Consider the following 24,058-nt stretch of genomic DNA (forward strand, 5'->3'; position numbering starts at 1 on the left):
CTTATCTGTCCAGGTTCTTGCCGACGGCGCGCATGGCGAAGAAGGCGACGATGTTGGCGAGAATGACGGCGATCACACCGCCCGCGGATGCCTGGCCGATTTTGAACTCCAGCAGCGCCTTCTGGTAAACGAGGAAGGGCAGGTTGGTGGAGGCGTAGCCGGGGCCGCCATTGGTGGTGACCAGGATTTCGGCATAGACCGAGAGCAGGAAGATCGTCTGGATCAGGATGACGACGGTGATCGCCCGCGACATGTGCGGCAGCGTCAGATAGATGAAGCGGCTGATGAAGCCGGCGCCGTCCATCTCGGCGGCTTCCTTCTGCTCGCCGTCGAGCGACTGCAGCGCGGTGAGCAGGATCAATGTCGCGAAAGGCAGCCACTGCCAGGCGACGATGATGATGATCGCCGTCATCGGATGCTGCCCGAACCAGTCGATTGGTTGTGCCCCGAAGAAGCGCGCTATGTCGGCGAACACGCCATATTGCGGGTGCATGATCATGTTCTTCCAGACCAATGCGGCCACCGGCGGCATGACGAAGAACGGCGAGATGACGAGGATGCGCACGATCCCCTGGCCCCACATCGGCTGATCGATGAGCAGCGCCAGCAGGATGCCGCCGATCACCGTGATCAGCAGCACGCTGACGACGAGTGTGAGTGTGTTGAGGATCGATTGCAGGAAGGCCGGGTTGGAATAGAAGAGCTTGTAATTGGAGAACCAGACAAATCCATCGCGGACCGGATTGAGCGGGTTGTACTGGAGGAATGAGAACCAGATGGTGAAAATCAGCGGCACGATCATCCAGACGAACAGCAGCACCACGGAAGGCGCCATCATGAATCGGGCAAGCGAACGGGTCTGCTGAGTAGCCATGACGGTCACCCTTCAAGGATCAGGCTGAATTTTCAGAGGCATTGAAGACGGCCGCCCGAACTGGGTTTCGGGCGGCCGTTGCCGGTCAGCAAGCTGGCCGGCATTCGGCACCGGGAGGAGCCTTACTTGATATACCCGCCCTCGGTCATCGTCGCGGTGGCGGCGTCCTGGGCCTGCTTCAGCGCATCGTCGACGCTCGACTGGCCGGCAAGAGCCGCCGAGAAGAGCTGGCCGACGGTGGTGCCAAGACCCTGGAACTCAGGGATGGCGACAAACTGCACGCCGACATAGGGCACCGGCTTGACGGTTGGATGCGTCGGATCGGCGGCGTTGATGGACTCCAGCGTCATCTTGGCGAACGGAGCCGCCTTCTGGTACTCGGGGTTGGCGTAGAGCGAGGAGCGCGTGCCCGGAGGAACGTTGGCCCAGCCTTCCTTCGACGCGACGAGCTCCGCATAGTGCTTGCTGGTCGCCCACGACACGAACTTCTCTGCGGCGTCAGCCTTCTTGGTGCCGGCGGGAATGGCCAGCGACCAGGCCCACAGCCAGTTGCCGCGCTTGCCCAGGCCGTTGTCGGGCGCCAGCGCATAGCCGACCTTGTCGGCGACGGTCGAGTTCTTCGGATCGGAGACGAAGGATGCCGCGACGGTGGCGTCGATCCACATGCCGCACTTGCCCTGCTGGAACAGCGCCAGGTTCTCGTTGAAGCCGTTCGACGAAGCGCCCTCGGGGCCGTCGGCCTTCATCAGGTCGACGTAGAACTGCAGCGTCTTCTTCCATTCGGGCTGGTCGAACTGCGGCTTCCAGTTCTCGTCGAACCAGCGGGCGCCGAAAGAGTTCGACATCGCGGTCAGGAAGGCCATGTTCTCGCCCCAGCCGGCCTTGCCGCGCAGGCAGACCCCGTTCACGCCGTTGGCGCGGTCGGTCATCTTGTCGGCGGCCTGCTTGATGAAGTCCCAGGTGGGGGCATCGGGCATCTTCAGCCCGGCCTTGTCCATCAGGTCCTTGCGGTACATGACGAAGGAACTCTCGCCATAGAAAGGCGCTGCATAGAGCTTGCCGTCGACCGTAAGGCCGCCGGCAATGGCCGGGATGATATCCTTGACATCATAGTCGTCGCCGAGCTTGTCGAGCGGTAGGAGCCAGCTTTGCTTGGCCCAGATCGGAACCTCATAGGTGCCGATGGTCATCACGTCATACTGGCCGCCCTTGGTGGCGATGTCCGTGGTGACGCGCTCACGCAGCACGTTTTCCTCGAGCGTGACCCAGTTGAGCTGGATGTCGGGATTGGCCTTGGTGAAGTCGTCGGTCAGCTTCTGCATGCGGACCATATCGCCATTGTTGACGGTGGCGATGGTGATGGATTCGGCATGTGCGGCGAAGGCGAGGGCGCTGGCCGACAACAAGCCCAGGGTGAGCGTGCGAAGTTTCATCAAATTCCTCCCATAAACCAAGATGAGCATTTGCCTTGGCTGTGAGCAATTACTCATTTAGTCTTAATTATGTCAAGACGGATTCGATGCTGCAGCGCAGCACGCGACCCAAGAATGGCGACGAACGGCCGAGGATCCGGGGGGGCGCAATGGCCGGGTTGCCACCGCCTGAGGCCAGGCAGTGGGATCAAAATCTTTGAAATCGGATGTTGGTTCCGTCGCCTGCCGATCAGCAGGCGATTTCAGCCAACAGCCAGTCCCGGAAGGCGCGGATCTTCGGCACGTTGCGGCGCGCCTCGGGATAGACCAGCCAGTAGGCGTGGCCATCGTCACCGACCAGGTCGAAGGGCTGGATCAGGCGGCCGTCGGCGAGTTCGGCCTTGAACAGCGCTCTGGTCAGGATCGCCACGCCATGGCCGGCGATCGCGGCATTGGCCTCGTAGGCCTGCGCGCCCATGCTGCTGCCGGGCCGCTTGGCAAGGTCGTGCGCGTGCACGCCGGCGGTTTCGAACCACTGTGTCCACCAGATGTCACCCGGATCGAGGATCGGCAGCCGCAGCAGGTCGGCCGGCTCCTTGATGCCGCCGATGCTCGCCGCGAGCTTGGGGCTCAGCATCGGCGTAAAATCGGCGTCGAGCAGTTTGTGGGCTTCCAGCCCCGGCCATTTGCCGCCGCCCGAGCGGATGGCGAGGTCGACATCCTCGCGGGCGAAATCCGTTAGCCGGCTCGACGTCTCCAGCCGCACGGCAAGCGACGGATGAGTAATCTGGAAAGAGCCGAGGTGGTGCGCCAGCCAGTTCGAGGCGAAGGTCAGCACAGTCGTGACGCACAGCAGACCATCCGCGCCGCCACGCGCCGCGGCGTAGGCCTGGCCGAGAATGGCAAAGGCTTCGCTGACAGCAGGCGCCAGGCGCTGTCCGGCTTCGGTCAGCGCGATCTGGCGCGGGCGCCTCAGGAACAGCGGCGCTCCGATCCGCTCCTCCAGAACCTTGATCTGATAGCTGACCGCCGCCTGCGTCATGGCGAGCTCCTCGGCGGCCTTGGTGAAGGAAAGATGCCGCGCCACGGCTTCGAACACCCGGATCGCCTGCAGCGGCGGGAGTTGCGAAACCTGGCGCGAGCTGAGGTCCGGCATAAAACCTCCTTATGGGTCCTTATCGACGTTCGATTGGCAAAGCTGGCCGGCAAGACCGACATTCAGTGTCAACCTGTCATTCGGGTTCAGGATAGCGAAGGTTGACGAGCATGACCATGGCGCAACAAAAGTGCACTCCCGCTCCGGATCACCGCTGGATTTCGTGGCTTACGGACGGCTTTGGCTGGTTCGCGATCAGAAAAAAGGCGCATCTCGACATCAGGGACCTGTCGCCGCATCTGCAGCGCGACCTCGGTTTCCTCGATGGCAACGACCCTTTCGGGCGGCACAGATAGCCCTGTTGGTTTTATCGCGACGCGGACGGCATCGACCCGTTCCGCCAGCAGCAGCGGCTGTCGGTCAGACGCCGGCCAAAAGGGCGGTCGCCGTCCGCTCATCGGTGATGAGCCCGTTGACCAGCCGGCGGTTTACGGCCGCCAGTATGCCCGGCAGCTTGCGCTCGCCCATGGCAAGCGCGATGACCAGCGACCTCTCTCGCGACGGCAGCGACGCCGACGACACGCGGTCGTTGGTGATGCCTTCGATCATCCGCCCGTCGCGATCGAACACCCAGCCGACGATCTCGGCGATGCCGCCGGCCTTCTGCAAAGCCTTCAACTCGGTTTCGGAAATGAAGCCGTCCTCATAGAGCGGCGCCTTTGGGCCGAGGTCGCCGATGCCGACGAACGTGACGTCGGCCTCGGCGGCGAGCGCCAGCGTTGGCTGGATCATCGGCTGGTTGAGCAGCATCTCGCGCTCCTGCGGCGAGGAGGCGATGACCGGCAGCGGCATCGGGAAGGAGCGCGCCTTGACCCTGTCGGCCATGGTGAAGATGACGTTGTAGAAGGCAGCCGAGCCGTCCGGCGAGATGTTGCCGGTCAAGGACACCACCTTGTGCTGCGGACACTCCATCGGCGGCAATTGTTCGATCGCCGCCTTCAGCGTGCGGCCTGTGCCGATCGCGAGCACGATCGGGCTCGGCGATCTCAATCGCCTTTCGATCTCGGCTGCCGCCGCCTCGGCAATGCCGATTGTCGTCGATGACGAGGTCGGGTCGCTCGGCACAACCTCGACGAGGTCGAGCGCGAAGCGCGACTTCAGCCGCGCCGCAAGGTCCAGGCAATTGGCGATCGGATGGTCGACGCGGACCTTGATCAAGCCCTCCGACACAGCCAGCGACACCAGCCGCTGCGCGGTCTGCCGCGAGATGCCGAGTGTAGCTGCGATCTGGTCCTGTGTGTTGCCGGCAACATAATAGAGCCAGCCGGCGCGCGCCGCGTCGTCCAGCCTGTTGCTGCCGCCATCCTGCCGGGTATTCACGTCCTGCCTCCCAAAACCGCTGGTCACACGAGCGGTCCGCCTCTAGTTTCGCAGGGAACCGTCTGCTGCGCAATTGTCAATCTCAAGAGCAAATGCTTGGATATCGCGCCTGGGAGATTTTGCCGCCAACCATGTCTGTCGGACAAAGCGGCTGGTCTTGGTCCCGGCCGATGGCACGTTCTGTCGCCCAGATGGTTTATCTCTCGGCGCTAACCCTTTAAGGGATGGCAAAAAGGAGCGTTGCATGACACCGAAGGCGGTTTTCTGGGACATGGACGGCACGCTGGTCGACAGCGAGCCATTGCACGCGGCCGCTCTCGTGGCGGCAATGCACAATGCCGGCCTCGAACCGCCAGCCGACCTGCACGAGCGCGTGCTGGGCGTTGCCGCCTGGCCGGTCTATGAGATGATGCGCGACGAATTTGGTCTCGACATGCCTTTCGACGACTGGATCATGCGCAAATACGAGCATTATCTGCCGTTGGTCGAGGGCCTGAAGCCGCGCCCCGGCGCCATCGAAGTCTTCAACGAATTGCGGGCGCTTGGCGTGCAGCAGGCCGTGGTTTCCAATTCGGACCGAATGATCGTGGACGCCAATCTGCGCATGGTTGGCCTCACCTATCCCGGCATGAAGTCGATCAGCCGCAACGATGTGCGCGAAGGCAAGCCGCACGCCGAGCCCTTCCTGCGCGCCGCTTACCTTGCCGGCGTCGATCCCGCGCACGCGTTTGCGGTCGACGACAGCTGGCCGGGTACCATGGCCGGGCTCGCGGCAGGCATGAAGACGATCTTCTGGCCGGAAGCGCCGATGGAAGGGCCGCCTGGCGCTATCGTCATCAACAGCGCGGTGGAATTGCGCAGGGAACTCGGGCTCTGAGCGAGAATTAACATGGTTCGCGCTGCCCCTCATCCGCCTGCCGGCACCTTCTCCCCGTGAAGAACGGGGAGAAGGGACAAGCTCCAGCGCTAGCGCCCCCTCTCCCGTTCTTCACGGGGAGAGGGTAGGGGTGAGGGGCAGCGCCAAGCTCTCAAATCAAGTGGAGCTCGCGAGAGCCGCAGCGTCAGCTAAAGCGCGGGATCTTCAGTTCCGGTAGACCGGTTCCTGCTCGTCGAGGATCGCCTTCAGCTCGGCGAGGTGGCGCTCGGCCTGGCCAGGATAGTCGTCCATCTCGGCCGCGGCCTTCTCGGCGATGGCGTCGGACAGCGTGCGCAGCGGCCGACCGGTCCACAGCGCCTTGATGTAGGTCTCGGCGGCACGCTCGAAATAGAACATGCGGTTGAAGGCATCGGCAACCGTATCGCCGACGACAAGCACGCCGTGATTGCCCATCACCATTACCTTGACCTTGGGATCGGTGAGAAGCTGCGAACAGCGCTCGCCCTCTTCCTCGAAGGCCAGCCCGCCATAGTGGGCGTCGACGACATGGCGGTTGAAGAACATCGCCGAATTCTGGTCGATCGGCGGCAATGTCGAGTCGGCTAGCGAGGCCAGCACCGTGGCATGGATGGAATGGACATGCATGACGCACCGCGCATGCGGCACATTGCGATGGATGGCGCCGTGCAGGCCCCAGGCCGTCGGGTCCGGCGCGTTGGGGCCGGACAGCGTGTCGGGGTCGTTGGCATCGATCTCGATCAGGTCGCTCGCCTTGATGCGTGAGAAATGCACCTGGTTGGGATTCATCAGGAACTTTGTGCCGCCTTCATTGACCGCCAGCGAGAAATGGTTGGCCACCGCTTCGTGCATGTTGAGCCGCGCCGTCCAGCGAAAGGCACAGGCGAGATCGACGCGCTCCTCGTAAAAGGCCAGGTTGGTCAGCGTTTCCCTTGGCAGGCGGGCAATGCTCATGAAAAATCCTCCAGTTTTCGCAAGAATGCCGCGCTCCGCTGGTGCCCGCAACCGCTTTCGTTTGGTGCAGACTACGCTGCAGTGCTCGCGGTAGCGCTCGCCCTCAGCCCGCCATGCTCGACGATGAATTCGATGACTTCCTGCAGGCCCTTGCCGCGCGACAGGTCGGTGAAGCCGAACGGCCGCTTGCCGCGCATGCGGGCGGCGTCGCTTTCCATGACATCAAGGTTGACGTTCACATAGGGCGCCAGGTCGCTCTTGTTGATGATCAGGAAATCGGAGCGGGTTATCGCCGGCCCGCCCTTGCGCGGGATTTCTTCACCCTGGCAGACTGAGATGACATAGAGCGTGAGATCGGCAAGGTCAGGCGAGAAGGTGGCGGCAAGGTTATCGCCGCCGGATTCGATGAAGATGATGTCGAGGTTCGGGAATTTGCGGTTCAGCTCGGCGATCGCCTGCAAATTGATCGAAGCGTCCTCGCGAATGGCGGTATGCGGACACCCGCCGGTCTCGACGCCGACGATGCGGTCCTCCGGCAGCGCCTGCAGCCGGGCCAGCATCATGGCGTCTTCCCTGGTGTAGATATCGTTGGTGACGACGGCGATGGAAAATTCGTCGCGCAGCGCCTTGCACAGTTTTTCGGTGAGCGTCGTCTTGCCGGAGCCGACCGGGCCGCCAATGCCGATGCGAAGAGGACCGTTGAGCTGGGTCATATCGGGAACTCCATGATGGCAAGGGCTGCGAAGCCGAGCCCGATCAACACGCACAGCGGCGAATAGTAGCGGACGTCGAGCCGCGCGAAAGGTTGCTCGGGCGCCAGCCGCCGCCACCACGGCGTGAAGCCGGCAATACCGCGCCCCAGGAACACCAGCCCGATGAGCAGCGACGTGGCGGCTAGGCCCTCGCGGGGAAAGGGCGAGGCAAAGAAGCCGATGAGCGCCAGCGGCCAGAGCGTTGCCAGGCAAAGGCACGCCGCGACGGCGAAACTGGCGAAAGGCGTCGGCATTTCATCGACGCCGCGAAACCCGACCACCGCCCGGGCGCAGGTCGCAGCATCCCTGCCCGGCCAGATGCCGCCGATGCCCCAATAGACGTGCAGCGCTGTGATCAGCAGCAGGACGAATGAGAGGATGAAGGCAAGCAGGATCATGAGCGGAACAGTCGCGAATACTGGGTTTCGTGCTTCATCGCCATGATTTCGGAGACGAAGGCGCAGCCGCCGAGATCATCCAAAGTCGAGCGGGAAGCACGGGCGGCGGTTGCCAGGGCCAGCGGCTCGAAGCCGGCCAGCAGCAAGGTGGCCTCGCTCTGGCCGATGGTGCCGAGGCGGATGGCCGCCTGGACGAGGTTGGAGAAGAAGGCTTGCAGGAAAGCGGACAGCGCGTCCTGCAGCCCTATGCCATGGCCGCCGGCAGCGGCACCGACGGCAATGCAATAGGCGCAATCGGCCGGCAAGCGCTCCAGAACCGGATTGGGCCAGGCGGCTGCGGCCTTCAGGAAGGCGGCGCCTTGCTGCGTGGTCTCCGCGTGACGTTCCCGCGAGCCGGCGAGCGCCTCGGCCAGTGCCGCGACGTCGTCGAGATCGCCGGCTGTGCGGGCGCGGCGCCAGCTCTCGGCGAACAGCACGGCATCGTTCCAGCCGGAGCCCATCTCGACCAGCGTCTCCAGCCATTGGGCGAGGCTCCCGGCATCGGCAATTAGCCCATCATGCATCGCCCGCTCCAGGCCGTGGCTATAGGCAAAGCCGCCGACCGGAAAGGCTGGCGACAGCCACGCCATCAGCCGCAGCAGCGCCATGTTCGAAGGTTGGTCAGTCATGATCGTGATGGTCGTGCGAATGGCTGTGTGAATGCGCCTCGCTGTGACTGTGGCCATGACTGTGCGCTTCGGCGTGGGCATGAGCGTGGCCGTGATCATGTCCATGCGCGCCGCCATGGCCGGAATAGGCGCCGCGCACCGGCTTGAACGGCTCGGAGACGTCGGTCACCGTGGCGCCCAGCCCCTGCAGCATCGCCTTGATGACGTGGTCGCGCAGGATGAGGATGCGGTGCGCCTCGATCGCCGCCGCCAGATGGCGGTTGCCGATGTGCCAGGCAAGCTCGGCCAGATGCACGGCGTCGCGGGCGCGGATGTCATGGACTTCTTCCGGCGCGGCGGCGATCTCGATGTGGCGGCCATCCTCCAGCACCAGCCGGTCGCCGTCGTTCAGGGCAACGGGCTCGGGCAGGTCGACCAGCACCTTGCTGCCGTCGGCGAGTTCGATGGCGCGGCGGCGCAGATGCCGCTCATCATGAGCAAGAACCGCGCGGCCCGCCGGCGCCGTGGTCCCGGCCTCGTTTCCTGTCAGCACCGAAACCGCGCGCGGGAATTTGGTGAAATCGATCTTGATATCGAGCTTCATGTCATGGCTCCGCCATTGGCTTGTGCCCGCGCACGGGCAGGGCGCGAAAGCACCCGGTCGAAATAGGCGCTGACGCGGCCGGAGTCGATCGGGAAGCGGCCGGCGCGCGCCCAGCCGCCCATGTCACCGAGCAACACATCAACGGCCGAAAAGCGGTCGCCGAGCGCGAACGGTCTGTCGCCCAGCCGCCGGTCCAAGGCCTTGACCTCCGAGGCAAAGTCGTACGTTGCGGCGGGGCCGACATCGACGCGCACTTCCTTGGGCAGCAGGAAGCGGTGGCGCAGCTTGTTCCACAGCGGCGCCTCGAACTCGCTCTGGGCAAAATGCATCCAGGAATCCATCTCGGCGCGGCCGGCAACGCCCGGACTGGCGCCCATTCCCTTCTCCGCGTGCTTGTCGGCGAGATAAACGCAGATCGCCGCCGAATCCGTCACCGTCAGCTCGCCGTCGATCAGGATCGGCACCTTGCCCGACGGGTTGAGCGCATAGGCTTCCGGCGAGCGCAGTTTGACCTCGGCGAATTCATAGGGCTGCCCGAGCTCCTCGAGCATCCAGAGAACGCGGCTGACCCGCGATCCGCGCGATCCGATGGCCTTGTACATGAGAACCTGCCTTTTCCCCGGACTCTAGACCATCCGCTATAATCATACGATCGTGTCGAAGAGCCGCAGGATGAACGATATCTGGTAGATGAGCGCTGCCGCGACGAAAGCGATGTGGAAGCGGCGGTCGCGCACCAGGATCGCGGCGATGCAGAGCGCGACGAAGACCGGCGTGCGGAACAGGTATTTGTTGCCGAAGCGGGCGAAATGCTCCGGTCCTTTCAGCAGCGTGTCGATCACATCGAGCAGGTAGGTCGCGGCCAACAGGCCGAAGAACCAGGCGCGGCGGGAATAGAAGAAGTCCTCGTAGCTGGTGTAGTCCAGCATCGAGTCCGGAAACAGCAGCGCGCAGAGCAGGAACAGCGTGATGGCGTAGAAGATGATGAAAAGGTACTTGCCGAAGGTCCATGTTTCGATGGCGTAGAGGCCAAAACTCCCACCACCAGAAATGCACCAGCGTCAACAGCACCGAGGCGACCCAGGCCAGGTGCACGGGATAGAGCCGGTATTGGCCGGGATGCTGGACGATGCGCGCCACCCCTGACAGCAGGCGGGCGACGCCGAGCCCGATCACCATGCCCATGACGATGCGGATATGCGGGAAGATGTCGTGGGGTGAGGCTAGTTCAGTTGCCATGCGTGATCACGATGCGGCTTTTCGAGGCCGCATATTGCGGTGTCGAATCCTCTGCTGCAACGGATTTTGCGGCACCTGTCGCAATCGCCGTTTTTGCCTTAAAACAGAAAATACCGCTGCGCCATCGGAAGCACCGTTGCCGGTTCGCAGGTCAACAACTCCCCATCCGCGCGCACCTCGTAGGTTTCGGGATCGACCTCGACATGCGGCGTGGCGTCGTTGAGCACCATCGAATGTTTGCCGATGCCGCCGCGGGTGTTTTCGACGGCGACGAACTGCTTGTCGACGCCAAGACGGCCATGCAAACCGGATTCGAGCGCGGCCTTCGAGACGAAGGTCACGGATGAATTGGTCCTCGCCTTGCCGAAGGCGCCGAACATCGGCCGATAGTGCATCGGCTGCGGCGTCGGGATCGAGGCGTTGGGGTCGCCCATCGGGGCGGCGGCGATCATGCCGCCAAGCAACACCATGTCCGGCTTGACGCCGAAGAAGGCAGGGTTCCACAGCACCAGGTCGGCGCGTTTTCCGACCGCGATCGAGCCGATCTCCTTCGACAGCCCGTGCGCGATGGCCGGGTTGATCGTGTATTTGGCGATGTAGCGGCGGACGCGGAAATTGTCGTTGTCGCCGGTTTCCTGTGGCAGCGCGCCACGCTGGCGCTTCATCTTGTCGGCGGTCTGCCAGGTGCGGATCGCCACCTCGCCGACCCGGCCCATCGCCTGGCTATCCGACGAGATGATCGAGAAGGCGCCGATATCGTGCAAGATGTCCTCCGCCGCGATCGTCTCCTTGCGGATACGGCTTTCAGCAAAGGCGATGTCCTCGGGAATCGACGGCGACAGGTGATGGCAGACCATCAGCATGTCGAGATGCTCGGCCAGCGTGTTGACCGTATAGGGCCGCGTCGGATTGGTCGAGGACGGGATGACGTTGGGCAGGCCACAGACCTTGATGATGTCGGGCGCATGGCCGCCGCCAGCGCCCTCGGTATGGAAGGCGTGGATGGTGCGGCCCTTGATCGCCGCCACGGTGTTTTCGACAAAGCCGGATTCATTCAATGTGTCGGTGTGGATCATCACCTGTACGTCATAGGTGTCGGCGACCGACAGGCAGCAGTCGATCGCCGCCGGCGTCGTGCCCCAGTCTTCATGCAGCTTCAGCGAACAGGCGCCGCCCAGCACCATTTCCTCGAGCGCCGCCGGCTGCGAGGCGTTGCCCTTGCCCGACAGGCCGATATTCATCGGGAAGGCGTCGAAGGATTGGATCATGCGGGCCATATGCCATGGTCCCGGCGTGCAAGTGGTGGCCAGCGTGCCATGCGCCGGACCGGTGCCGCCGCCAAGCATGGTGGTGATGCCGCTCATCAGCGCTTCCTCGATCTGCTGCGGACAGATGAAGTGGATATGCGCGTCGAAACCACCCGCGGTCAGAATCTTGCCTTCGCCGGCGATGATCTCGGTGCCGGGGCCGATGATGATGGTGACACCGTCTTGCGTGTCTGGATTGCCGGCCTTGCCTATGGCCGCGATTTGTCCGCCCCTGAGGCCGATATCGGCCTTGAAGATGCCGGCGCCGGCATCGATCACCAGCGCATTGGTGATGACGGTGTCGACCGCGCCCTGCGCCCGCGGCACCTGGCTCTGGCCCATGCCGTCGCGGATCACCTTGCCGCCGCCGAATTTCACCTCCTCACCATGAACGGTGAGATCTCTCTCAACCTCGATGATGAGTTCGGTGTCGGCCAACCGGACCTTGTCGCCGACCGTCGGACCATACATCTGGGCGTAGGCGGCACGAGTTATTCTGGCCATCGGCGATTGCTCCCGAAATGCGCTGCGGTTGAAGCCGGGCTGCACATTGCCGCCATCCAATGGTCACGCAATGACCCGCTGGGCGACACCTTCTCATCCCATTTGGCGGTTGAGGTTGGCAGGTCACCCCAAAACGACCGTTTGCCAAATCGATGGAAGGAAAATCCATGCGCAAATCGATAGTTCTTGCAGCCGCCGCCAGCCTGATGCTGGCCGGTGCCGCCAGTGCCCAGCAACAGCCCACCCCGGCCACGCCCGCCCCTGCGGCGAAAACGCCGGCGCCCGGCGGCCAGCAGGCCGCGCCGGCGATCCAGAGCGTCAACATTGTCGACATCACCGAACTGCCAAAGGATACCCAGACGCAGGTCAATCAGGTGATCGCCCAGCGTGGCGATGCTGGGCTGCAGAAACTGCGCAGTTCGATCGACGCCACCCCCAAGGTCAAGTCCGCCCTTCAGGCCAAGGGAATGACCTCGGCACAGGTGGTCGCGGCCAGCATGGAGCCCAATGGCGCGCTGACCCTGATCACCAAGAAAGCCAGCTGACGAATCGGCGCGGCGGGCCGGTAACCGGTCCGCCGATCGCTTCAAGAAGGGAACCGTGGCAGGGCCGGAGTCGTTTCGTTTCCTGAGTGAAACAAACCCCGAAAGCCAACGATGACCGTCATCACCTTGCCCGATTCCCGATGGCTGCATGCCATCGCGGCGGCTGCGTTTCTGGCCGCGAGCCTTCCCCAGGCCGCGCTGAACGCGCAGGGCCTCGAAAGCCCGGAAACCGTCGACCGGATCGTCGGCTCGCAGGTCAATCAGGAAGAAGCCAAGACAACAGCTGAAATCGATAAAGTGAGTTCGGCGATCGACCGCACGCGTGAAAACATCAGCACGGTGCGCAAGACGTCCAAGCTCGACAAGGTCGACATCGTGTTCCTGACCGACGCCGCGCGCAGCGAGGGCGGTCCGCCGCCGGCTATCGAAAACAAGGTCCGGCAGCATCAGGAGGATGTCGCCGAACTGCGCAAGGAGATCGAGGCCAACGCCTTGCTTTACAATGCCATCGATTCGCGGCGCGTGCTTGCCGAGGACGTTCTCGCCGTGGAGTTCGATGATCCCGGGAAGATCGTCATCTACGCGGCCGCCAAGCCGTCGGACTAGAGCGATTCCAGGAGAAATGTGAAGCGGGTTTCCCGGGAAAAGCGCATGGCGCTTTCCCTTGGGAAGCTGTGCGCGCCGCGCACGAGACGCCACAAAACTCACAGCTTGCCCATCACCTTCTGCTGGAACCCATAGACCTCGCGCTTGCCGCCAAGCGGCACCAGCGTGACGTCGCGCTCCTGGCCTGGCTCGAAGCGCATGGCCGTGCCCGCGGCGATGTCGAGGCGCATGCCGCGCGACTGTTCGCGGTCGAATTTCAGTCCGTCATTGGTTTCGAAAAAATGATAGTGGCTGCCGACCTGGATCGGCCGGTCGCCGCTGTTGGCGACTTTCAGGGTGACGGTCGGCAGACCCTTGTTGAGTTCGATGTCGCCTTGCGCGGGGATGATTTCGCCGGGGATCATCTGATATCACACGACGCCGAAGGCGAGGCCGACGCCGATCGCCGCGCAGGCCGCGCCCGCAACGCGAGCCAGGCCACGCAACCTCTGGCCAAGGCTCAGGCCGGCGGCGATGCCGACGGCATGGAGCAGCGCGGTGGCGATGGCAAAGCCGGCCATGTATTCAAGCCCGCCGGCATTTTCCGGCACTTCGGTGCCATGGGCGTGCCCGTGGAACAGTGCGAACAGGCCGATGATGGCGACCCCTGCCGAGACGGGCAGATCGACCGCCAGCGCCACCAGCAGCCCGAGCGCCACCACGGAGGCCAGTATGCCCGGCTCCACGAACGGCATCGGCACATGGGCCATGCCAAGCGCCGCGCCGCCCAGCAAGACGCCGATAAAGGCGAGCGGCCAGGCCCAGATCGCTCGGCCGCCCTTGAGTGCCGCCCACAGTCCGACCGCGATCATGGCGGTCATGTGGTCGAGGCCGGAAAGCGGATGCATGAAGCCGGCCATCAGGGAGGAGGTGGTGCCGACGCCGACATGGGCATAGGCCGGCATGGCGGCGGCCATCAACAGGATCGCAGAGAGGCAGAGGCGTTTGGCAGGGATCATTCTACTTGCCTTTCATGGTTGCGGTGCCGCGGTGGTCACGCGGCCTTGCGCGGGCCGCAGCCTTCGGCCTTGAGGATGCGCTTCGTCGAAGCCGGATATTTCTTCAGCATCGCGGCAGGTCGGATCGGTCGGGCCGAAAAATTGCCGCCGCAGTTCGGGCAGACCCCATCCAGCACATGTTCCACACAATCGGCACAGAAGGTGCATTCGAAGGTGCAGATCAACGCATCCGCCGCCCCGGGCGGCAGGTCCTTGTCGCAGCATTCGCAGTTCGGGCGCAGTTCAAGCATTTTTCTCTCCTCACCGGATGGGTTGGTGCACGGTCACCAGCTTGGTGCCGTCGGGGAAGGTCGCCTCCACCTGCACGTCATGGATCATCTCGGCGATTCCTTCCATCACCTGTGCGCGGTTGACGACATGGGCGCCGGCCTCCATCAGTTCGGCGACCGGGCGGCCGTCGCGGGCGCCCTCGACGACGAAATCGGTAATCAGCGCGATCGCTTCCGGATGGTTGAGCTTGACGCCGCGCTCCAGCCGCTTGCGTGCCACGATCGCCGCCATGGCGATCAACAGCTTATCCTTCTCTCGCGGCGTCAGGTTCATGCGGTTTCCTGAATCACATTGACCATAATTTGGGCAGCCCCGCCCTTCCGCTGAGCAATCCGACGAGCGGAACCAGCCGGTGGCGCAGCTGGTAGCCGTCCTCGGCGTAGAGCCTCGCAAGAAGCTTGCCAGATCTCTTCACGCTCCAGGCGCTCGCACCGCCCCGGTCGCCGATGATTTCCCGCACCGGATCGAGCAAATCCTCGGCCCGCGCCGACACCATCAACAGCGTGGCCATGGCGATTGCGCCTCCGGCGACTGCCGGACGGGCCATGCTTGCTGCGATGTCAGGCCCGATGCGGAAATCCTCGGCATGGATGAGAAAACCGTTCTGGCGAACTCGCCAGCGGTCCCGGAAAGTGCCCAGCGTGGCGCGTTCGCCCATCGCCAGCCGGCCGAAGACCGTCGCTTCCAGCACCAGCGCCTCGGCTCCGGCGGCAAGTTCGACATCGAGCGTGCGGGCGAAGGCCGCCCGGTTGAAGACGATGGTTTCCTGCGGCAGCCAGACGATGCGGCCGTTTTCGCCGACAGTCAGCTTGACCCGCACTTCGGCTTGGTCGGATGCGGCGCGATAGACCTTCTCGCAGGCCTGGGTCGTTATCGTGGCGCTGGCATCCGCGCCGACATCCACATCCCATTCGAGGCGATCGCCGCCGGTCAGTCCGCCGGCGGTGTTGATCAGGACCGCTTCCAGCGGCTCGACCGAAACGGCCGGCAGCCTGATCTTGGCGGAGCCGTCCTGATAGAGGCGCCGCAGCCGCGTGCGGCCGCCTGCGCTGGCGCAGCCCAGCTGTGCCAGGCCCGCGGCGCGCTGGGCGCGAGGGGCCGAAAACCTCGTATATTCGATGGTGTCCACGCCGTCAGGTTAAGCACTGCGGCGGTTTTGTCGATATATAGCTTGTTGCTTGATGGCGTTTCCGTTTCTATAGAGGGAGCCACCTTGGTGCGGTCACGCGATGCCTGGCGGGGGTGTAAGGCGACGGTCGCGGCCTGATATCGAGGACAACAAGGCGCTGTTCAGTTGGCGTCGGGAAACGACAAAGTGGGGAAGAAACCGTATGGCTGACCAGCTGGCAACGGAAATCATCGAGAAGATCAAGGCCCATGCCGAGCCGGGCGGTGAAGAAATCACCACCAGCACCGAATTGACGGCGCTCGGCATCCATTCTCTGGAGCTGACGGAGATCATCTTCGATCTCGAGGAGCAGTATGGCATCGAGATCGAGATGAACACCGTCGATGCCTGGAGCAATCTCAAGAATGTTGGCGACATGGTCGAGGCCGTTCGCGCGCTGATCGCGAAAAAAGCCTGACCGAATGCTGAAGCGCGTCGTCATTACCGGCATTGGTGGGCTGTGCGGACTAGGCGCCGATGCGCAGGCAATCTGGGCCGAGATGCGGGCCGGCCGTTCGGCGATAGGCCCGATCGACAATCCTTTCCTGCACGATTTGAAGGTCAAGACCGGCTGCGAGATCAAGGCGCTGCCCGATCACGGCATCGAGCGCAGGCAACTGGTGTCGATGGACCGCTTCAGCCTGCTGGCTGTGATCGCGGCGAAGGAAGCCATGCAGCAGTCCGGCCTCGTCCCGCATGCGGACAACACTTACCGGATGGGCACGGTCATCGGCATCGGCGTCTGCGGGTTCGAGACGATTGAGGAGAACTACCGGGCGATCCTGATCGAGGGCAAGAACCGCGCCGGCATTTTCACCGTGCCCAGGGTCATGCCTGGCGCTGCCGCCGGCCAGGTCAGCATGCATCTGGGCCTGCGCGGGCCCGTGTTCGGCGTCACCTCGGCCTGCTCTTCGGCCAACCATGCCATCGCCTCGGCGGTCGACCAGATCAGGCTCGGCCGCGCCGATGTCATGGTCGCCGGCGGCACCGAGGCGCCGCTGGTCTGGGGCGTGCTCAAGGGCTGGGAGGCGTTGCGCGTGCTGTCGCCCGACACGTGCCGGCCGTTCTCGGCCGATCGCCAGGGACTGGTGCTGGGCGAAGGCGCCGGCATGGCGGTTCTTGAAAGCTACGATCATGCCATGGCGCGTGGCGCCACCATCCTCGCCGAAATCGCCGGTGCCGGCCTCTCGGCCGACGCCTCCGACATCGTCGCTCCGACAGTCGAGGGGCCGGAAGCGGCAATGCGCTTCTGCCTCGCCGATGCCGGGCTCAATCCAGAGGACATCGATTACCTCAACGCCCACGGCACCGGAACCAAGGCCAACGACCAGATCGAAACCAACGCGATCAAGCGCGTCTTTGGCGAGCATGCGCGCTCACTGTCGGTTTCCTCGACCAAATCGATGCATGCGCATTGCCTGGGCGCATCGGGCGGACTGGAGATGATCGCCTGTGTCATGGCGATCCGCGAGGGCGTCGTTCCGCCGACCGCGAATTACCGCGAACCCGATCCCGATTGCGATCTCGACGTGACGCCCAATGTCGCGCGCGAGCGCAAGGTGCGCGCCGCGATCAGCAACGGCTTTGCCTTCGGCGGAACCAACGCGGTGCTGGCGTTCAAGGCCATCTGATCCCGGGCCACCATCTGTCTCGGGCGGTGGACTGTCCGTGCGCGGCCAAACTGTCGCCGCATATTGATCATGCCGGGTCGCGCGCATAATTCTTGGCCTATCCCGCCACACCGCGCCCCTTGGCGCAAATCCCCCGCAGGAGTTCCCGATGGCCGATTTGTCCGCCTTTCCGATCACCACCCGTTGGCCGGCCAAACATCCGGACCAGATCCAGCTCTATTCGGCAACGACGCCGAACGGAGTGAAGATATCGATCGCCCTGGAAGAGCTCGGCCTGCCCTATGAGCCGCACCTGATCAACATCAGCAAGGACGAAAGCTGGACGCCGGAGTTCCTGTCGCTCAATCCCAATGGCAAGATCCCGGCGATCATCGATCCCAACGGCCCGGACGGCAAACCGATCGGCCTGTTCGAATCCGGCGCCATCCTGCTCTACCTCGCCGACAAGACCGGCCTGCTCGTCCCGGCGGACGCAGCCCGGCGCTACGAGACGATCCAATGGGTGTTCTTCCAGATGTCCTCAATCGGGCCGATCTTCGGCCAGGTCGGTTTCTTCCACAAATTCGCCGGCCGCGAGATCGCCGACAAGCGCCCGCTGGAGCGCTATCGCGATGAATCGCGGCGCCTGATCGGCGTGCTGGACGGCAGGTTGAAGGGTCGAAAATGGATCATGGGCAACGACTACACCATCGCTGACATCTCGCTGCTCGGCTGGGTGCGCAACCTGATCGGCTTCTATGAAGCGCGCGACCTTGTCGGTTTTGATGACTTCGCCAATGTGGTGGCATGGCTGGAGCGCGGCTTGGCCCGACCGGCGGTGCGGAAGGGCCTGACCATTCCGGCAAAGAACTGACGCGGCCTGTCCAATAGACTGGCTGCCTGGCCGCGGATGACCGGGCCGCTCAGCTACTTGGTCTTTGCTTTCGGGCCGCCCTTGCCGATCACGGAGGCCGCGAGCGAGGCAGCGCCGCGCGCAGTTGCCACCACCGCGCCGGCCGCGATGTTCGCCGCTGTGCGAACGGCACCGGTCTTGGCTGGCGCCGGTTTACGCGGGCTGGCTGTCTTCGCGGCGGCCGGCACGACCTTTCTCGGCGCGGCCTTGCCGAAAGCGGCCTTCGCGTCTTTCGAGCGCTCGGCAAGCGCTGGACCGGCACCGGCCTTCGCCTGACTGGCCTTCGCGGACCTGGTCTTGGCGGCTGCGGGTTTTCTTGCCTTGGTTGCCATTGGAAAATCCCTTACGCCAAACAATCGGGTTCTCGGCCATAACGGCGCGAAAGTCTTAAGGTTCCCGTCAAAAAATATCGAAAATTAAGCGGGTTAACCAATGATCAGATCGGCGACCCGGCGCCGTGCCAGCACCCGTTCGATGTTGGGCATGTCGTTGGAGGCGATCCATGCGCGCGCATCCTCGTCGGAACGCCCATGGCCGTGCCAGCGTTCCATCAGGCGGCGTTCGAGTTCGTTGCGCGGCACCTCGACGAAGATCGAGTAATCGAACAGCGGCGCCAGCCGCGACCACGGCTCCTCATCGAGCAGCAGATAATTGCCTTCGACCAAGATGAATTTGGTCTCGGTGCCGATGATCGCCGCCGCCGCACGCGATAGTTCCATGCTGCGGTCGAAGACCGGGATGGCGATGTCGGGTTCGCCGGCACGAATGCGTTTCAGCAAGGTTTCGAAGCCGGCGAAATCGAAGGTTTCCGGCGCGCCCTTGCGCGCGCGCAGGCCGCGCTGGTCGAGCACGACGTCGTCGTAGTGGAAGCCATCCATCGGCACGACTTCCACGGCCCCTTCCGGCAGCAGGTCATGCAGGCCGGCCGACAGCGTCGACTTGCCTGCGCCGGGCGGCCCGGCAATGGCGACGATGAAGCGCTTTGCCTTGCCGGCGCGCTTGAAGATGGTGGCGGCCAGGTGGGCGATTTCGGACATGGGAGCCTCACTTGCCTGGATGATCGGCATGGTGTTTCCGCCGCATTTTGGCGGCACTCGCTGGAAATTTCAAACCCCGTGTTGCGCAACCCGGCTCAAACAGGGACGGGCTGGCCAATGCGCAGGAAATCGTCGTCGAAGGGGACGTTCCATTGGGTGTCGCCGGCCGAGAGCCGCATCTGGCCGTTGGCCGTGGCGATCGCCCGCGGCGGCGTGCCGCCTGACAGGGGCAGAGCGCCGATGACATGGCGAAAGGAAAAACTGTGCCCTTCACCGAGCGTAAACGCTGTCGCCACCCCTTCGCGCTTCAGCCAGTTGTCGCCGATCGAGGCGGCATGGCCGACAGCCGTGCGCCCATCCTCGATGCCGAGCACGCCCAGGTGACGGCCGCTCCAGGGTGCGTAGTCACGCCCGCCATTGCTGAGCCACAGCATGGTGACCGGCAGTTCGGCCGGGTTCTTCAGCACCAGCACAAGGTCCTCCTCGGCACGGCGCGCCAGCGCCGTCCAGCCCGGCCCGCCATGGTCAGCCTCGACAAGCGTGACGAAATCCTCGCGCCGGTCCTCCATGCAGTACTGCGTCAGGTCGAGCGTGCCGCCGCCGGCGGCGGGAAAATGGCTAAGGTCCGCCGACCGCGCCGGATAGGCCAGCATGAAGCGGCCGCGCGCGGGGTCCGGCTCCAGCGGATCGGCCGGCGTCGCGGCAAGGCGCTTCGGCGAAAAGGCCAGCCTGCCGCCGCCCGTCATCACCGTCATTGGATGATGGGCGACGGAAATCGCGCCGGAACCGCCAGAAAACACGTGTTCCTGATAGAGGAAAGGATGGTCGTCGACGAGCGTGAATATCTTGTCGACGCTGGCGCCCATGACCCTGTGCCGCAGCCGGAATACGGCCCGCCAGCCGCCCTCCGTCGCGCCGCTGTCGACCACGTCCCAGGCGCTATTGGCCGGCCAGCCATGCAGCGGCGCCGCCTCGACATCGCTGCGTGAAAACGGCGCGCACAGGAAGTCGCCGGACAGCCGGACCGTACCTTGCGGCAGGTCCTTGGGCAGCGCCTCGCCCGCATCAATCCATGGCGCGCGGTGCAGCGGTTTTATCAGGCGGCCGCCGCTCTCGACGGTCATGTCGGCGATATGGCCGACGGTGAGATCGAGCGAAACCGAAATGCCCTTGGCCGTGATCGTGCAGGTATCCATAGCGTGCTCACCCGATTCTGAAGGCGCAAGCAGAACCCTTTCGGCGCCCTTCGCGCAAGCGCCACAACCGGCATTTTGCATCAGCGGTGCTTGTGAAGGCGGACAATCCTGGGGCTAACCACCATTAACCAAATGGACGCATCAATCGCGTTACGTTAGCTTCGCCTCATCTCAGCAACCCATCGCCAGAACAGACCTGCCTTGTCCAATTTGCGTTCCTTCCCGCTTGTCCAGAGACTTTTCGTCGCTCTTGGCCTGTTGCTGCTTGTTGCCGGCTGCTCGACCACGACCCCGCCGGACTCGGTGCTGGCCGTGCCCGCGCCACCGCAGAAATACGCAGCGATCGTCGTCGACGCCAGGACCGGCAAGCAGCTGTTCGAAGTCAACTCGACGGCGCAGCGCTATCCGGCGTCGCTGACCAAGATGATGACGCTCTATCTCCTGTTCGAGGCGATGGACTCCGGCCGCGTCACCAAGGAAACCCAAATCCCGGTGTCGGATCACGCCGCCTCGCAGCCGCCCACCAAGATGCGCTTCCGGCGCGGGGAGTCCATCGACGTCGATTCCGCCATTCGCGCCATCGTCGTCAAATCGGCCAATGATGTAGCGGTGGCGGTCGGCGAATATCTCGGCGGCTCGGAGGACCAGTTCGCCGCCATGATGACATCCAAGGCGCGCGCGCTCGGCATGACCGGCACCACCTTCCGCAACGCATCCGGCCTGCCCGACAATGGCCAGGTGACGACGGCGCGCGACATGGCGGTGCTCGGCATGGCCCTGCGTCAGCGCTTTCCCCAGCATTTCCACTATTTCTCCGAAAGCGATTTCATGTTCCGCGGCAGGCTGGTGCGCGGCCACAACGACATGCTCGGCCGCGTGCGCGGCGTCGACGGCATCAAGACCGGCTACATCAGGGCTTCCGGCTTCAACATCGTGACCTCCTACAATGCCGATGGCCGCCAGCTGATCGTGGTGGTGATGGGCGCCGACAGCGCCCGCCAGCGCAACGACCATGTCGAGGCGCTGATCCAGCGCAGCCTGTCGCCCGCGATGGCCGACAGCAAGGCAAGGCTGATGTTCGCCGAACAGCAGTAGCAAGAGAGGGGCATCGGCGCCGCCCTTGATTTCGTCATCCCAGGGCGAAGCAGCCGCGCAGCGGCGTCGCGGAGACCCTGGGATCCATGCCGCGACCTTGCCACGGAGTGCAGCAGAGCGGAGTTCCGCACCGCAGCGGCATTTTGGAAGTCGCGGCATGGATCCTCGGGCCTGCGCCGCGTCGCTGCGCTCCTTGCTCCGCCCGCGGATGACGAAGTTCGAGAGGCTTCGGCTAATCTCGAATGTCTAGATGATACGCCGCCTTCAGCCCGCCAAGAGCCGCCAAAGACCCGCAGCCGGCTATCGTCTTGCAGCTGTCACGCAATCGTGCGGAAGACATGGCATAGGCTGCGGAAACCGACAGTGGATATGTCCCGCCACCTCGGCGTATCCTCCCGTGCAGCGCGACAGCAGGAGCCCATCATGAGCACCACTCCCAAGGCATCCGAGCAGCAAGCCGCCGACAATCAGAACGACAGCGGCGGCGAATATCTCGAGGCGCCGACCACTCAGGAGGATTTGCACGGGGTTTCGGACGAGCATTTCGACACGCCCGAAGTGCCGGACTCCGAACCGGCCGGCCCCGGCGCGTCGCGGATAAAGCCGAAGAAGAAGCCGTCGGCGATCTCGGGCCGCAAATTCCGCAAGCGCGACTTGGTGCGCATCGACGATCTCAGGCCGAGCCTCGCCGACCGCATCCGCTCCGACCATCCTGACCTGCCCAGGGGCGCCCGCATCAGCCGCGAGGAACTCGGCCGCTACCGCATGCGCTACATGGAGGAGTTGCTGCAGCAGGAGCACGGCGAATTCTCCGAGCTCGACCGCCAAGTGGTGGAATCGATCGCCCGGCAGGACACGATCTCCGAAAACTCGGAAGAGGAGTTCGAGGAGCACCGCTCTTTCGCTGACCGCATCTCCGACAACATGGCCGCCTTCGGCGGCAGCTGGTGGTTCCTGATCTCGTTTGCAAGCGTGCTTCTGGTGTGGATCGGCATCAACCTGTTCGAGGGCATGGCCGGCGCCTTCGACCCCTACCCCTTCATCCTGCTCAACCTGCTGCTCTCCTGCATCGCCGCCATCCAGGCGCCTGTCATCATGATGAGCCAGAAGCGCCAGGAAGTGAAAGACCGCCTGCGCTCCTTCAACGACTACCGCGTCAACCTCAAGGCCGAGCTCGAAGTGCGCCACCTGCATGAAAAACTCGACTACCTCATCTCGCGCCAATGGACGCGGCTGGCCGAAATGCAGCAGATGCAGCTCGACGCCATGCACGAGCTGGCGGGAGCGAAAAAGGCGAAACGGGCGACGCGTGGCGTGAGACGCAGGGCAGTGAAGAGTGAAGTGGGGGAGTGACGGGTTGCTAGTCCCCGTGGAATAGGGGGTCCGAAGGACGGGCGAGACCCGTGGCTCGCCCCGGCAAGGTGGCTCGGCGGAGCCGAGACGGAGAGGGGGAGCGCCATATGCAAATAGCCCGCATCAGTGACAGGGGCACCTCGCATCGCATCACGGGCCGCCGCACAATCGCCAATTGCCCGTTGAAGCCCGCGCCCGCTTCCGCTAAGAAGCCGTGACTTGCCGGTTCACCGGCTGGTTCGTTTTCCGCATCGCCGGAAAGCACCCGTAGCTCAGCTGGATAGAGCGCTGCCCTCCGAAGGCAGAGGTCACAGGTTCGAATCCTGTCGGGTGCGCCAATAACATCAACTGGTTACGACGTTTTTGAGCAGGGATCATCGGTTCAAGTGAACCTAAATCCCTAGAAATCAAGAGCTGAAGCTGCTTTCCGCAGGTGGTTTGGTGAGAACCTAGCGTACACTTTGTAGGTGATGCTGGGGTCCGAATGTCCCAGGTACTGAGCAATCTCGTTGAAGTCTACGCCTGCCTCCGCCATCCAAACTGCCGCACTGTGCCGCAGATCGTGCGGCACCGTACCTATGAGCCCAGCTCGCCGGACAGCCCCTGCAAAGCCCTTCTTGATATCCAGAACCCGGCTTCCGGCGTATTCAATCACATAAGGGGTCTGCGCCGCCTCTCTGGCGACAAGTAATTCCGCACGCGTCTGAGCGGTCATTGGGGTGACAGCCCGACCCTTGCGGTTTTGCTCTCCATTGACGGCTAGTCTAATCATATTTCGGTCGAAGTCGACCCTATCCCAAGTCAGCTCTAAGATGGCACTTTTCCGGCCGGCGGTTGTCAAGGCGAGGATGCAGTAGAGCCGAATGTGGGCTTGGCTGCAGCCACCCAGGAGTTTCTGATACTCGGCCTTGGTCAAATGGCAATCTCGAGGAGGAGGCGCACTTGGCGCTTCGAAGAGAGCGCCACCGACCTTGCACCAATTCAGGGCCTGACGGACCACGTTTATTTCTTTCAAGATGGTGGCGTCTTTCCTGCCGGCGAGGCGCCTCACATTTGCGTACGTTTCGCAGACCTCTCTGGTGATTTGATCTGGGCGAAGATGGGCGAAGGTTGCCTTCGCTTGCTTCCAAGCGAAAACCAGTCGG

At 63.7% G+C, this 24,058-nt stretch carries 29 protein-coding genes, 1 tRNA gene and 1 pseudogene; 10 read left to right on the forward strand and 21 right to left on the reverse strand.

Annotation, left to right across the window (positions count from 1 at the left end; translation table 11 throughout):
- Position 1 precedes the first annotated feature (1 nt).
- The 3 genes from FJ938_RS12540 to gcvA all read right to left on the reverse strand — a co-directional run bounded on the left by FJ938_RS12540 (position 2) and on the right by gcvA (position 3,442).
- Positions 2 to 874 (reverse strand): sugar ABC transporter permease, encoded by an 873-nt coding sequence (locus tag FJ938_RS12540; protein WP_140612710.1) that lies wholly within the window; start codon positions 872 to 874, stop codon positions 2 to 4.
- A 122-nt stretch (positions 875 to 996) separates the two neighbouring features.
- The gene (locus tag FJ938_RS12545; RefSeq protein WP_140612708.1) at positions 997 to 2,307 is read right to left on the reverse strand and encodes a sugar ABC transporter substrate-binding protein; all 1,311 of its coding nucleotides are present in this window, start codon (positions 2,305 to 2,307) and stop codon (positions 997 to 999) included.
- Positions 2,308 to 2,536: 229 nt separating this feature from the next.
- Positions 2,537 to 3,442, reverse strand: a complete 906-nt coding sequence (gene gcvA, locus FJ938_RS12550) for a transcriptional regulator GcvA (RefSeq protein WP_140694096.1) — start codon at positions 3,440 to 3,442, stop codon at positions 2,537 to 2,539.
- A 110-nt stretch (positions 3,443 to 3,552) separates the two neighbouring features.
- Between gcvA and FJ938_RS12555 the strand changes: the two genes are divergently transcribed.
- Positions 3,553 to 3,738: a hypothetical protein gene (locus FJ938_RS12555; RefSeq protein WP_140694191.1), complete on the forward strand. Its 186-nt coding sequence runs from the start codon at positions 3,553 to 3,555 to the stop codon at positions 3,736 to 3,738.
- A 64-nt stretch (positions 3,739 to 3,802) separates the two neighbouring features.
- On the opposite strand, the gene FJ938_RS12560 is transcribed toward FJ938_RS12555, so the two are convergent.
- Positions 3,803 to 4,762, reverse strand: coding sequence for a sugar-binding transcriptional regulator (locus tag FJ938_RS12560; RefSeq protein WP_140612702.1), 960 nt, complete (start codon positions 4,760 to 4,762; stop codon positions 3,803 to 3,805).
- A 244-nt stretch (positions 4,763 to 5,006) separates the two neighbouring features.
- Between FJ938_RS12560 and FJ938_RS12565 the strand changes: the two genes are divergently transcribed.
- Positions 5,007 to 5,639 (forward strand): HAD family phosphatase, encoded by a 633-nt coding sequence (locus FJ938_RS12565; RefSeq protein WP_140694098.1) that lies wholly within the window; start codon positions 5,007 to 5,009, stop codon positions 5,637 to 5,639.
- Positions 5,640 to 5,843: 204 nt separating this feature from the next.
- Here FJ938_RS12565 and FJ938_RS12570 read toward each other — a convergent pair whose 3' ends face one another.
- The 8 genes and pseudogenes from FJ938_RS12570 to ureC form a co-directional block, all read right to left on the reverse strand.
- Entirely contained in the window at positions 5,844 to 6,611 is a 768-nt protein-coding gene (locus tag FJ938_RS12570) for a class II aldolase and adducin N-terminal domain-containing protein (RefSeq protein WP_140694100.1), read from the reverse strand.
- 71 nt (positions 6,612 to 6,682) lie between these two features.
- Positions 6,683 to 7,324 carry an urease accessory protein UreG gene (ureG, locus tag FJ938_RS12575; RefSeq protein ID WP_140694102.1) on the reverse strand — a complete coding sequence of 214 codons (642 nt, stop codon included), beginning with the start codon at positions 7,322 to 7,324 and terminating at the stop codon, positions 6,683 to 6,685.
- Positions 7,321 to 7,761: a DUF3995 domain-containing protein gene (locus FJ938_RS12580; protein ID WP_140694105.1), complete on the reverse strand. Its 441-nt coding sequence runs from the start codon at positions 7,759 to 7,761 to the stop codon at positions 7,321 to 7,323. Before FJ938_RS12580 ends, ureG begins: the two co-directional genes overlap by 4 nt.
- A complete protein-coding gene (locus FJ938_RS12585; RefSeq protein ID WP_140612694.1) occupies positions 7,758 to 8,429 on the reverse strand; it encodes an urease accessory protein UreF in 672 nt (223 codons plus the stop codon). The genes FJ938_RS12580 and FJ938_RS12585 overlap by 4 nt, the downstream gene beginning before the upstream one ends.
- Complete coding sequence (gene ureE / locus FJ938_RS12590; RefSeq protein ID WP_140612692.1) at positions 8,422 to 9,012, reverse strand: urease accessory protein UreE; 591 nt, start codon at positions 9,010 to 9,012, stop codon at positions 8,422 to 8,424. Before ureE ends, FJ938_RS12585 begins: the two co-directional genes overlap by 8 nt.
- Positions 9,009 to 9,614: a glutathione S-transferase family protein gene (locus tag FJ938_RS12595; protein ID WP_140612690.1), complete on the reverse strand. Its 606-nt coding sequence runs from the start codon at positions 9,612 to 9,614 to the stop codon at positions 9,009 to 9,011. Before FJ938_RS12595 ends, ureE begins: the two co-directional genes overlap by 4 nt.
- Before the next feature lie 42 nt (positions 9,615 to 9,656).
- Positions 9,657 to 10,251: pseudogene (locus FJ938_RS12600) on the reverse strand (hypothetical protein).
- A 98-nt stretch (positions 10,252 to 10,349) separates the two neighbouring features.
- Positions 10,350 to 12,062, reverse strand: coding sequence for an urease subunit alpha (ureC, locus tag FJ938_RS12605; protein WP_140694107.1), 1,713 nt, complete (start codon positions 12,060 to 12,062; stop codon positions 10,350 to 10,352).
- A 167-nt stretch (positions 12,063 to 12,229) separates the two neighbouring features.
- On the opposite strand from ureC, the gene FJ938_RS12610 reads away from it, so the two are divergent.
- Both FJ938_RS12610 and FJ938_RS12615 read left to right on the forward strand, forming a co-directional pair.
- Positions 12,230 to 12,607, forward strand: a complete 378-nt coding sequence (locus FJ938_RS12610) for a hypothetical protein (protein WP_140694109.1) — start codon at positions 12,230 to 12,232, stop codon at positions 12,605 to 12,607.
- A 111-nt stretch (positions 12,608 to 12,718) separates the two neighbouring features.
- Positions 12,719 to 13,213: a hypothetical protein gene (locus tag FJ938_RS12615; RefSeq protein ID WP_140612684.1), complete on the forward strand. Its 495-nt coding sequence runs from the start codon at positions 12,719 to 12,721 to the stop codon at positions 13,211 to 13,213.
- Between the two features lie 98 nt (positions 13,214 to 13,311).
- On the opposite strand, the gene FJ938_RS12620 is transcribed toward FJ938_RS12615, so the two are convergent.
- Genes FJ938_RS12620 through FJ938_RS12640 form a run of 5 tightly spaced genes read right to left on the reverse strand, consistent with a single transcriptional unit; the run spans position 13,312 to position 15,670 of the window.
- On the reverse strand, positions 13,312 to 13,617 hold the full coding sequence (locus FJ938_RS12620) for an urease subunit beta (RefSeq protein ID WP_140612682.1): 306 nt from the start codon (positions 13,615 to 13,617) through the stop codon (positions 13,312 to 13,314).
- A 6-nt stretch (positions 13,618 to 13,623) separates the two neighbouring features.
- The gene (locus FJ938_RS12625) at positions 13,624 to 14,211 is read right to left on the reverse strand and encodes a HupE/UreJ family protein (RefSeq protein ID WP_140612680.1); all 588 of its coding nucleotides are present in this window, start codon (positions 14,209 to 14,211) and stop codon (positions 13,624 to 13,626) included.
- Between the two features lie 35 nt (positions 14,212 to 14,246).
- Complete coding sequence (locus FJ938_RS12630) at positions 14,247 to 14,501, reverse strand: DUF1272 domain-containing protein (protein ID WP_140694112.1); 255 nt, start codon at positions 14,499 to 14,501, stop codon at positions 14,247 to 14,249.
- Between the two features lie 10 nt (positions 14,502 to 14,511).
- A complete protein-coding gene (locus FJ938_RS12635) occupies positions 14,512 to 14,814 on the reverse strand; it encodes an urease subunit gamma (protein WP_140612676.1) in 303 nt (100 codons plus the stop codon).
- 13 nt (positions 14,815 to 14,827) lie between these two features.
- Positions 14,828 to 15,670, reverse strand: coding sequence for an urease accessory protein UreD (locus FJ938_RS12640; protein ID WP_140694114.1), 843 nt, complete (start codon positions 15,668 to 15,670; stop codon positions 14,828 to 14,830).
- Positions 15,671 to 15,872: 202 nt separating this feature from the next.
- Here FJ938_RS12640 and FJ938_RS12645 point away from each other — a divergent pair, with 202 nt between their 5' ends.
- From FJ938_RS12645 to FJ938_RS12655, 3 genes are all read left to right on the forward strand, one after another.
- Entirely contained in the window at positions 15,873 to 16,127 is a 255-nt protein-coding gene (locus tag FJ938_RS12645) for an acyl carrier protein (RefSeq protein ID WP_140491308.1), read from the forward strand.
- A gap of 4 nt (positions 16,128 to 16,131) precedes the next feature.
- Positions 16,132 to 17,340 carry a beta-ketoacyl-[acyl-carrier-protein] synthase family protein gene (locus FJ938_RS12650; RefSeq protein ID WP_140612672.1) on the forward strand — a complete coding sequence of 403 codons (1,209 nt, stop codon included), beginning with the start codon at positions 16,132 to 16,134 and terminating at the stop codon, positions 17,338 to 17,340.
- Between the two features lie 148 nt (positions 17,341 to 17,488).
- Positions 17,489 to 18,193: a glutathione S-transferase N-terminal domain-containing protein gene (locus tag FJ938_RS12655; RefSeq protein ID WP_140612670.1), complete on the forward strand. Its 705-nt coding sequence runs from the start codon at positions 17,489 to 17,491 to the stop codon at positions 18,191 to 18,193.
- 53 nt (positions 18,194 to 18,246) lie between these two features.
- Here the strand turns inward: FJ938_RS12655 and FJ938_RS12660 are convergent, their stop codons facing one another.
- The 3 genes from FJ938_RS12660 to FJ938_RS12670 all read right to left on the reverse strand — a co-directional run bounded on the left by FJ938_RS12660 (position 18,247) and on the right by FJ938_RS12670 (position 20,465).
- On the reverse strand, positions 18,247 to 18,564 hold the full coding sequence (locus tag FJ938_RS12660) for a hypothetical protein (RefSeq protein WP_140612668.1): 318 nt from the start codon (positions 18,562 to 18,564) through the stop codon (positions 18,247 to 18,249).
- 93 nt (positions 18,565 to 18,657) lie between these two features.
- Complete coding sequence (locus tag FJ938_RS12665) at positions 18,658 to 19,269, reverse strand: nucleoside triphosphate hydrolase (RefSeq protein WP_140612666.1); 612 nt, start codon at positions 19,267 to 19,269, stop codon at positions 18,658 to 18,660.
- A 95-nt stretch (positions 19,270 to 19,364) separates the two neighbouring features.
- The gene (locus FJ938_RS12670) at positions 19,365 to 20,465 is read right to left on the reverse strand and encodes a hypothetical protein (RefSeq protein ID WP_140612664.1); all 1,101 of its coding nucleotides are present in this window, start codon (positions 20,463 to 20,465) and stop codon (positions 19,365 to 19,367) included.
- 201 nt (positions 20,466 to 20,666) lie between these two features.
- On the opposite strand from FJ938_RS12670, the gene FJ938_RS12675 reads away from it, so the two are divergent.
- The 3 genes from FJ938_RS12675 (at position 20,667) to FJ938_RS12685 (ending at position 23,251) form a co-directional block, all read left to right on the forward strand.
- Complete coding sequence (locus FJ938_RS12675) at positions 20,667 to 21,560, forward strand: D-alanyl-D-alanine carboxypeptidase family protein (RefSeq protein WP_140612662.1); 894 nt, start codon at positions 20,667 to 20,669, stop codon at positions 21,558 to 21,560.
- A gap of 423 nt (positions 21,561 to 21,983) precedes the next feature.
- Positions 21,984 to 22,913, forward strand: a complete 930-nt coding sequence (locus tag FJ938_RS12680; protein ID WP_140612660.1) for a DUF1003 domain-containing protein — start codon at positions 21,984 to 21,986, stop codon at positions 22,911 to 22,913.
- A 261-nt stretch (positions 22,914 to 23,174) separates the two neighbouring features.
- Positions 23,175 to 23,251 (forward strand) — tRNA-Arg (locus FJ938_RS12685).
- A 62-nt stretch (positions 23,252 to 23,313) separates the two neighbouring features.
- Here FJ938_RS12685 and FJ938_RS29430 read toward each other — a convergent pair.
- Positions 23,314 to 23,928, reverse strand: coding sequence for a site-specific integrase (locus FJ938_RS29430; protein ID WP_181169069.1), 615 nt, complete (start codon positions 23,926 to 23,928; stop codon positions 23,314 to 23,316).
- Positions 23,929 to 24,058: the final 130 nt, after the last annotated feature.

This window comes from Mesorhizobium sp. B2-4-14 (assembly GCF_006442155.1).
Classification (GTDB): domain Bacteria; phylum Pseudomonadota; class Alphaproteobacteria; order Rhizobiales; family Rhizobiaceae; genus Mesorhizobium.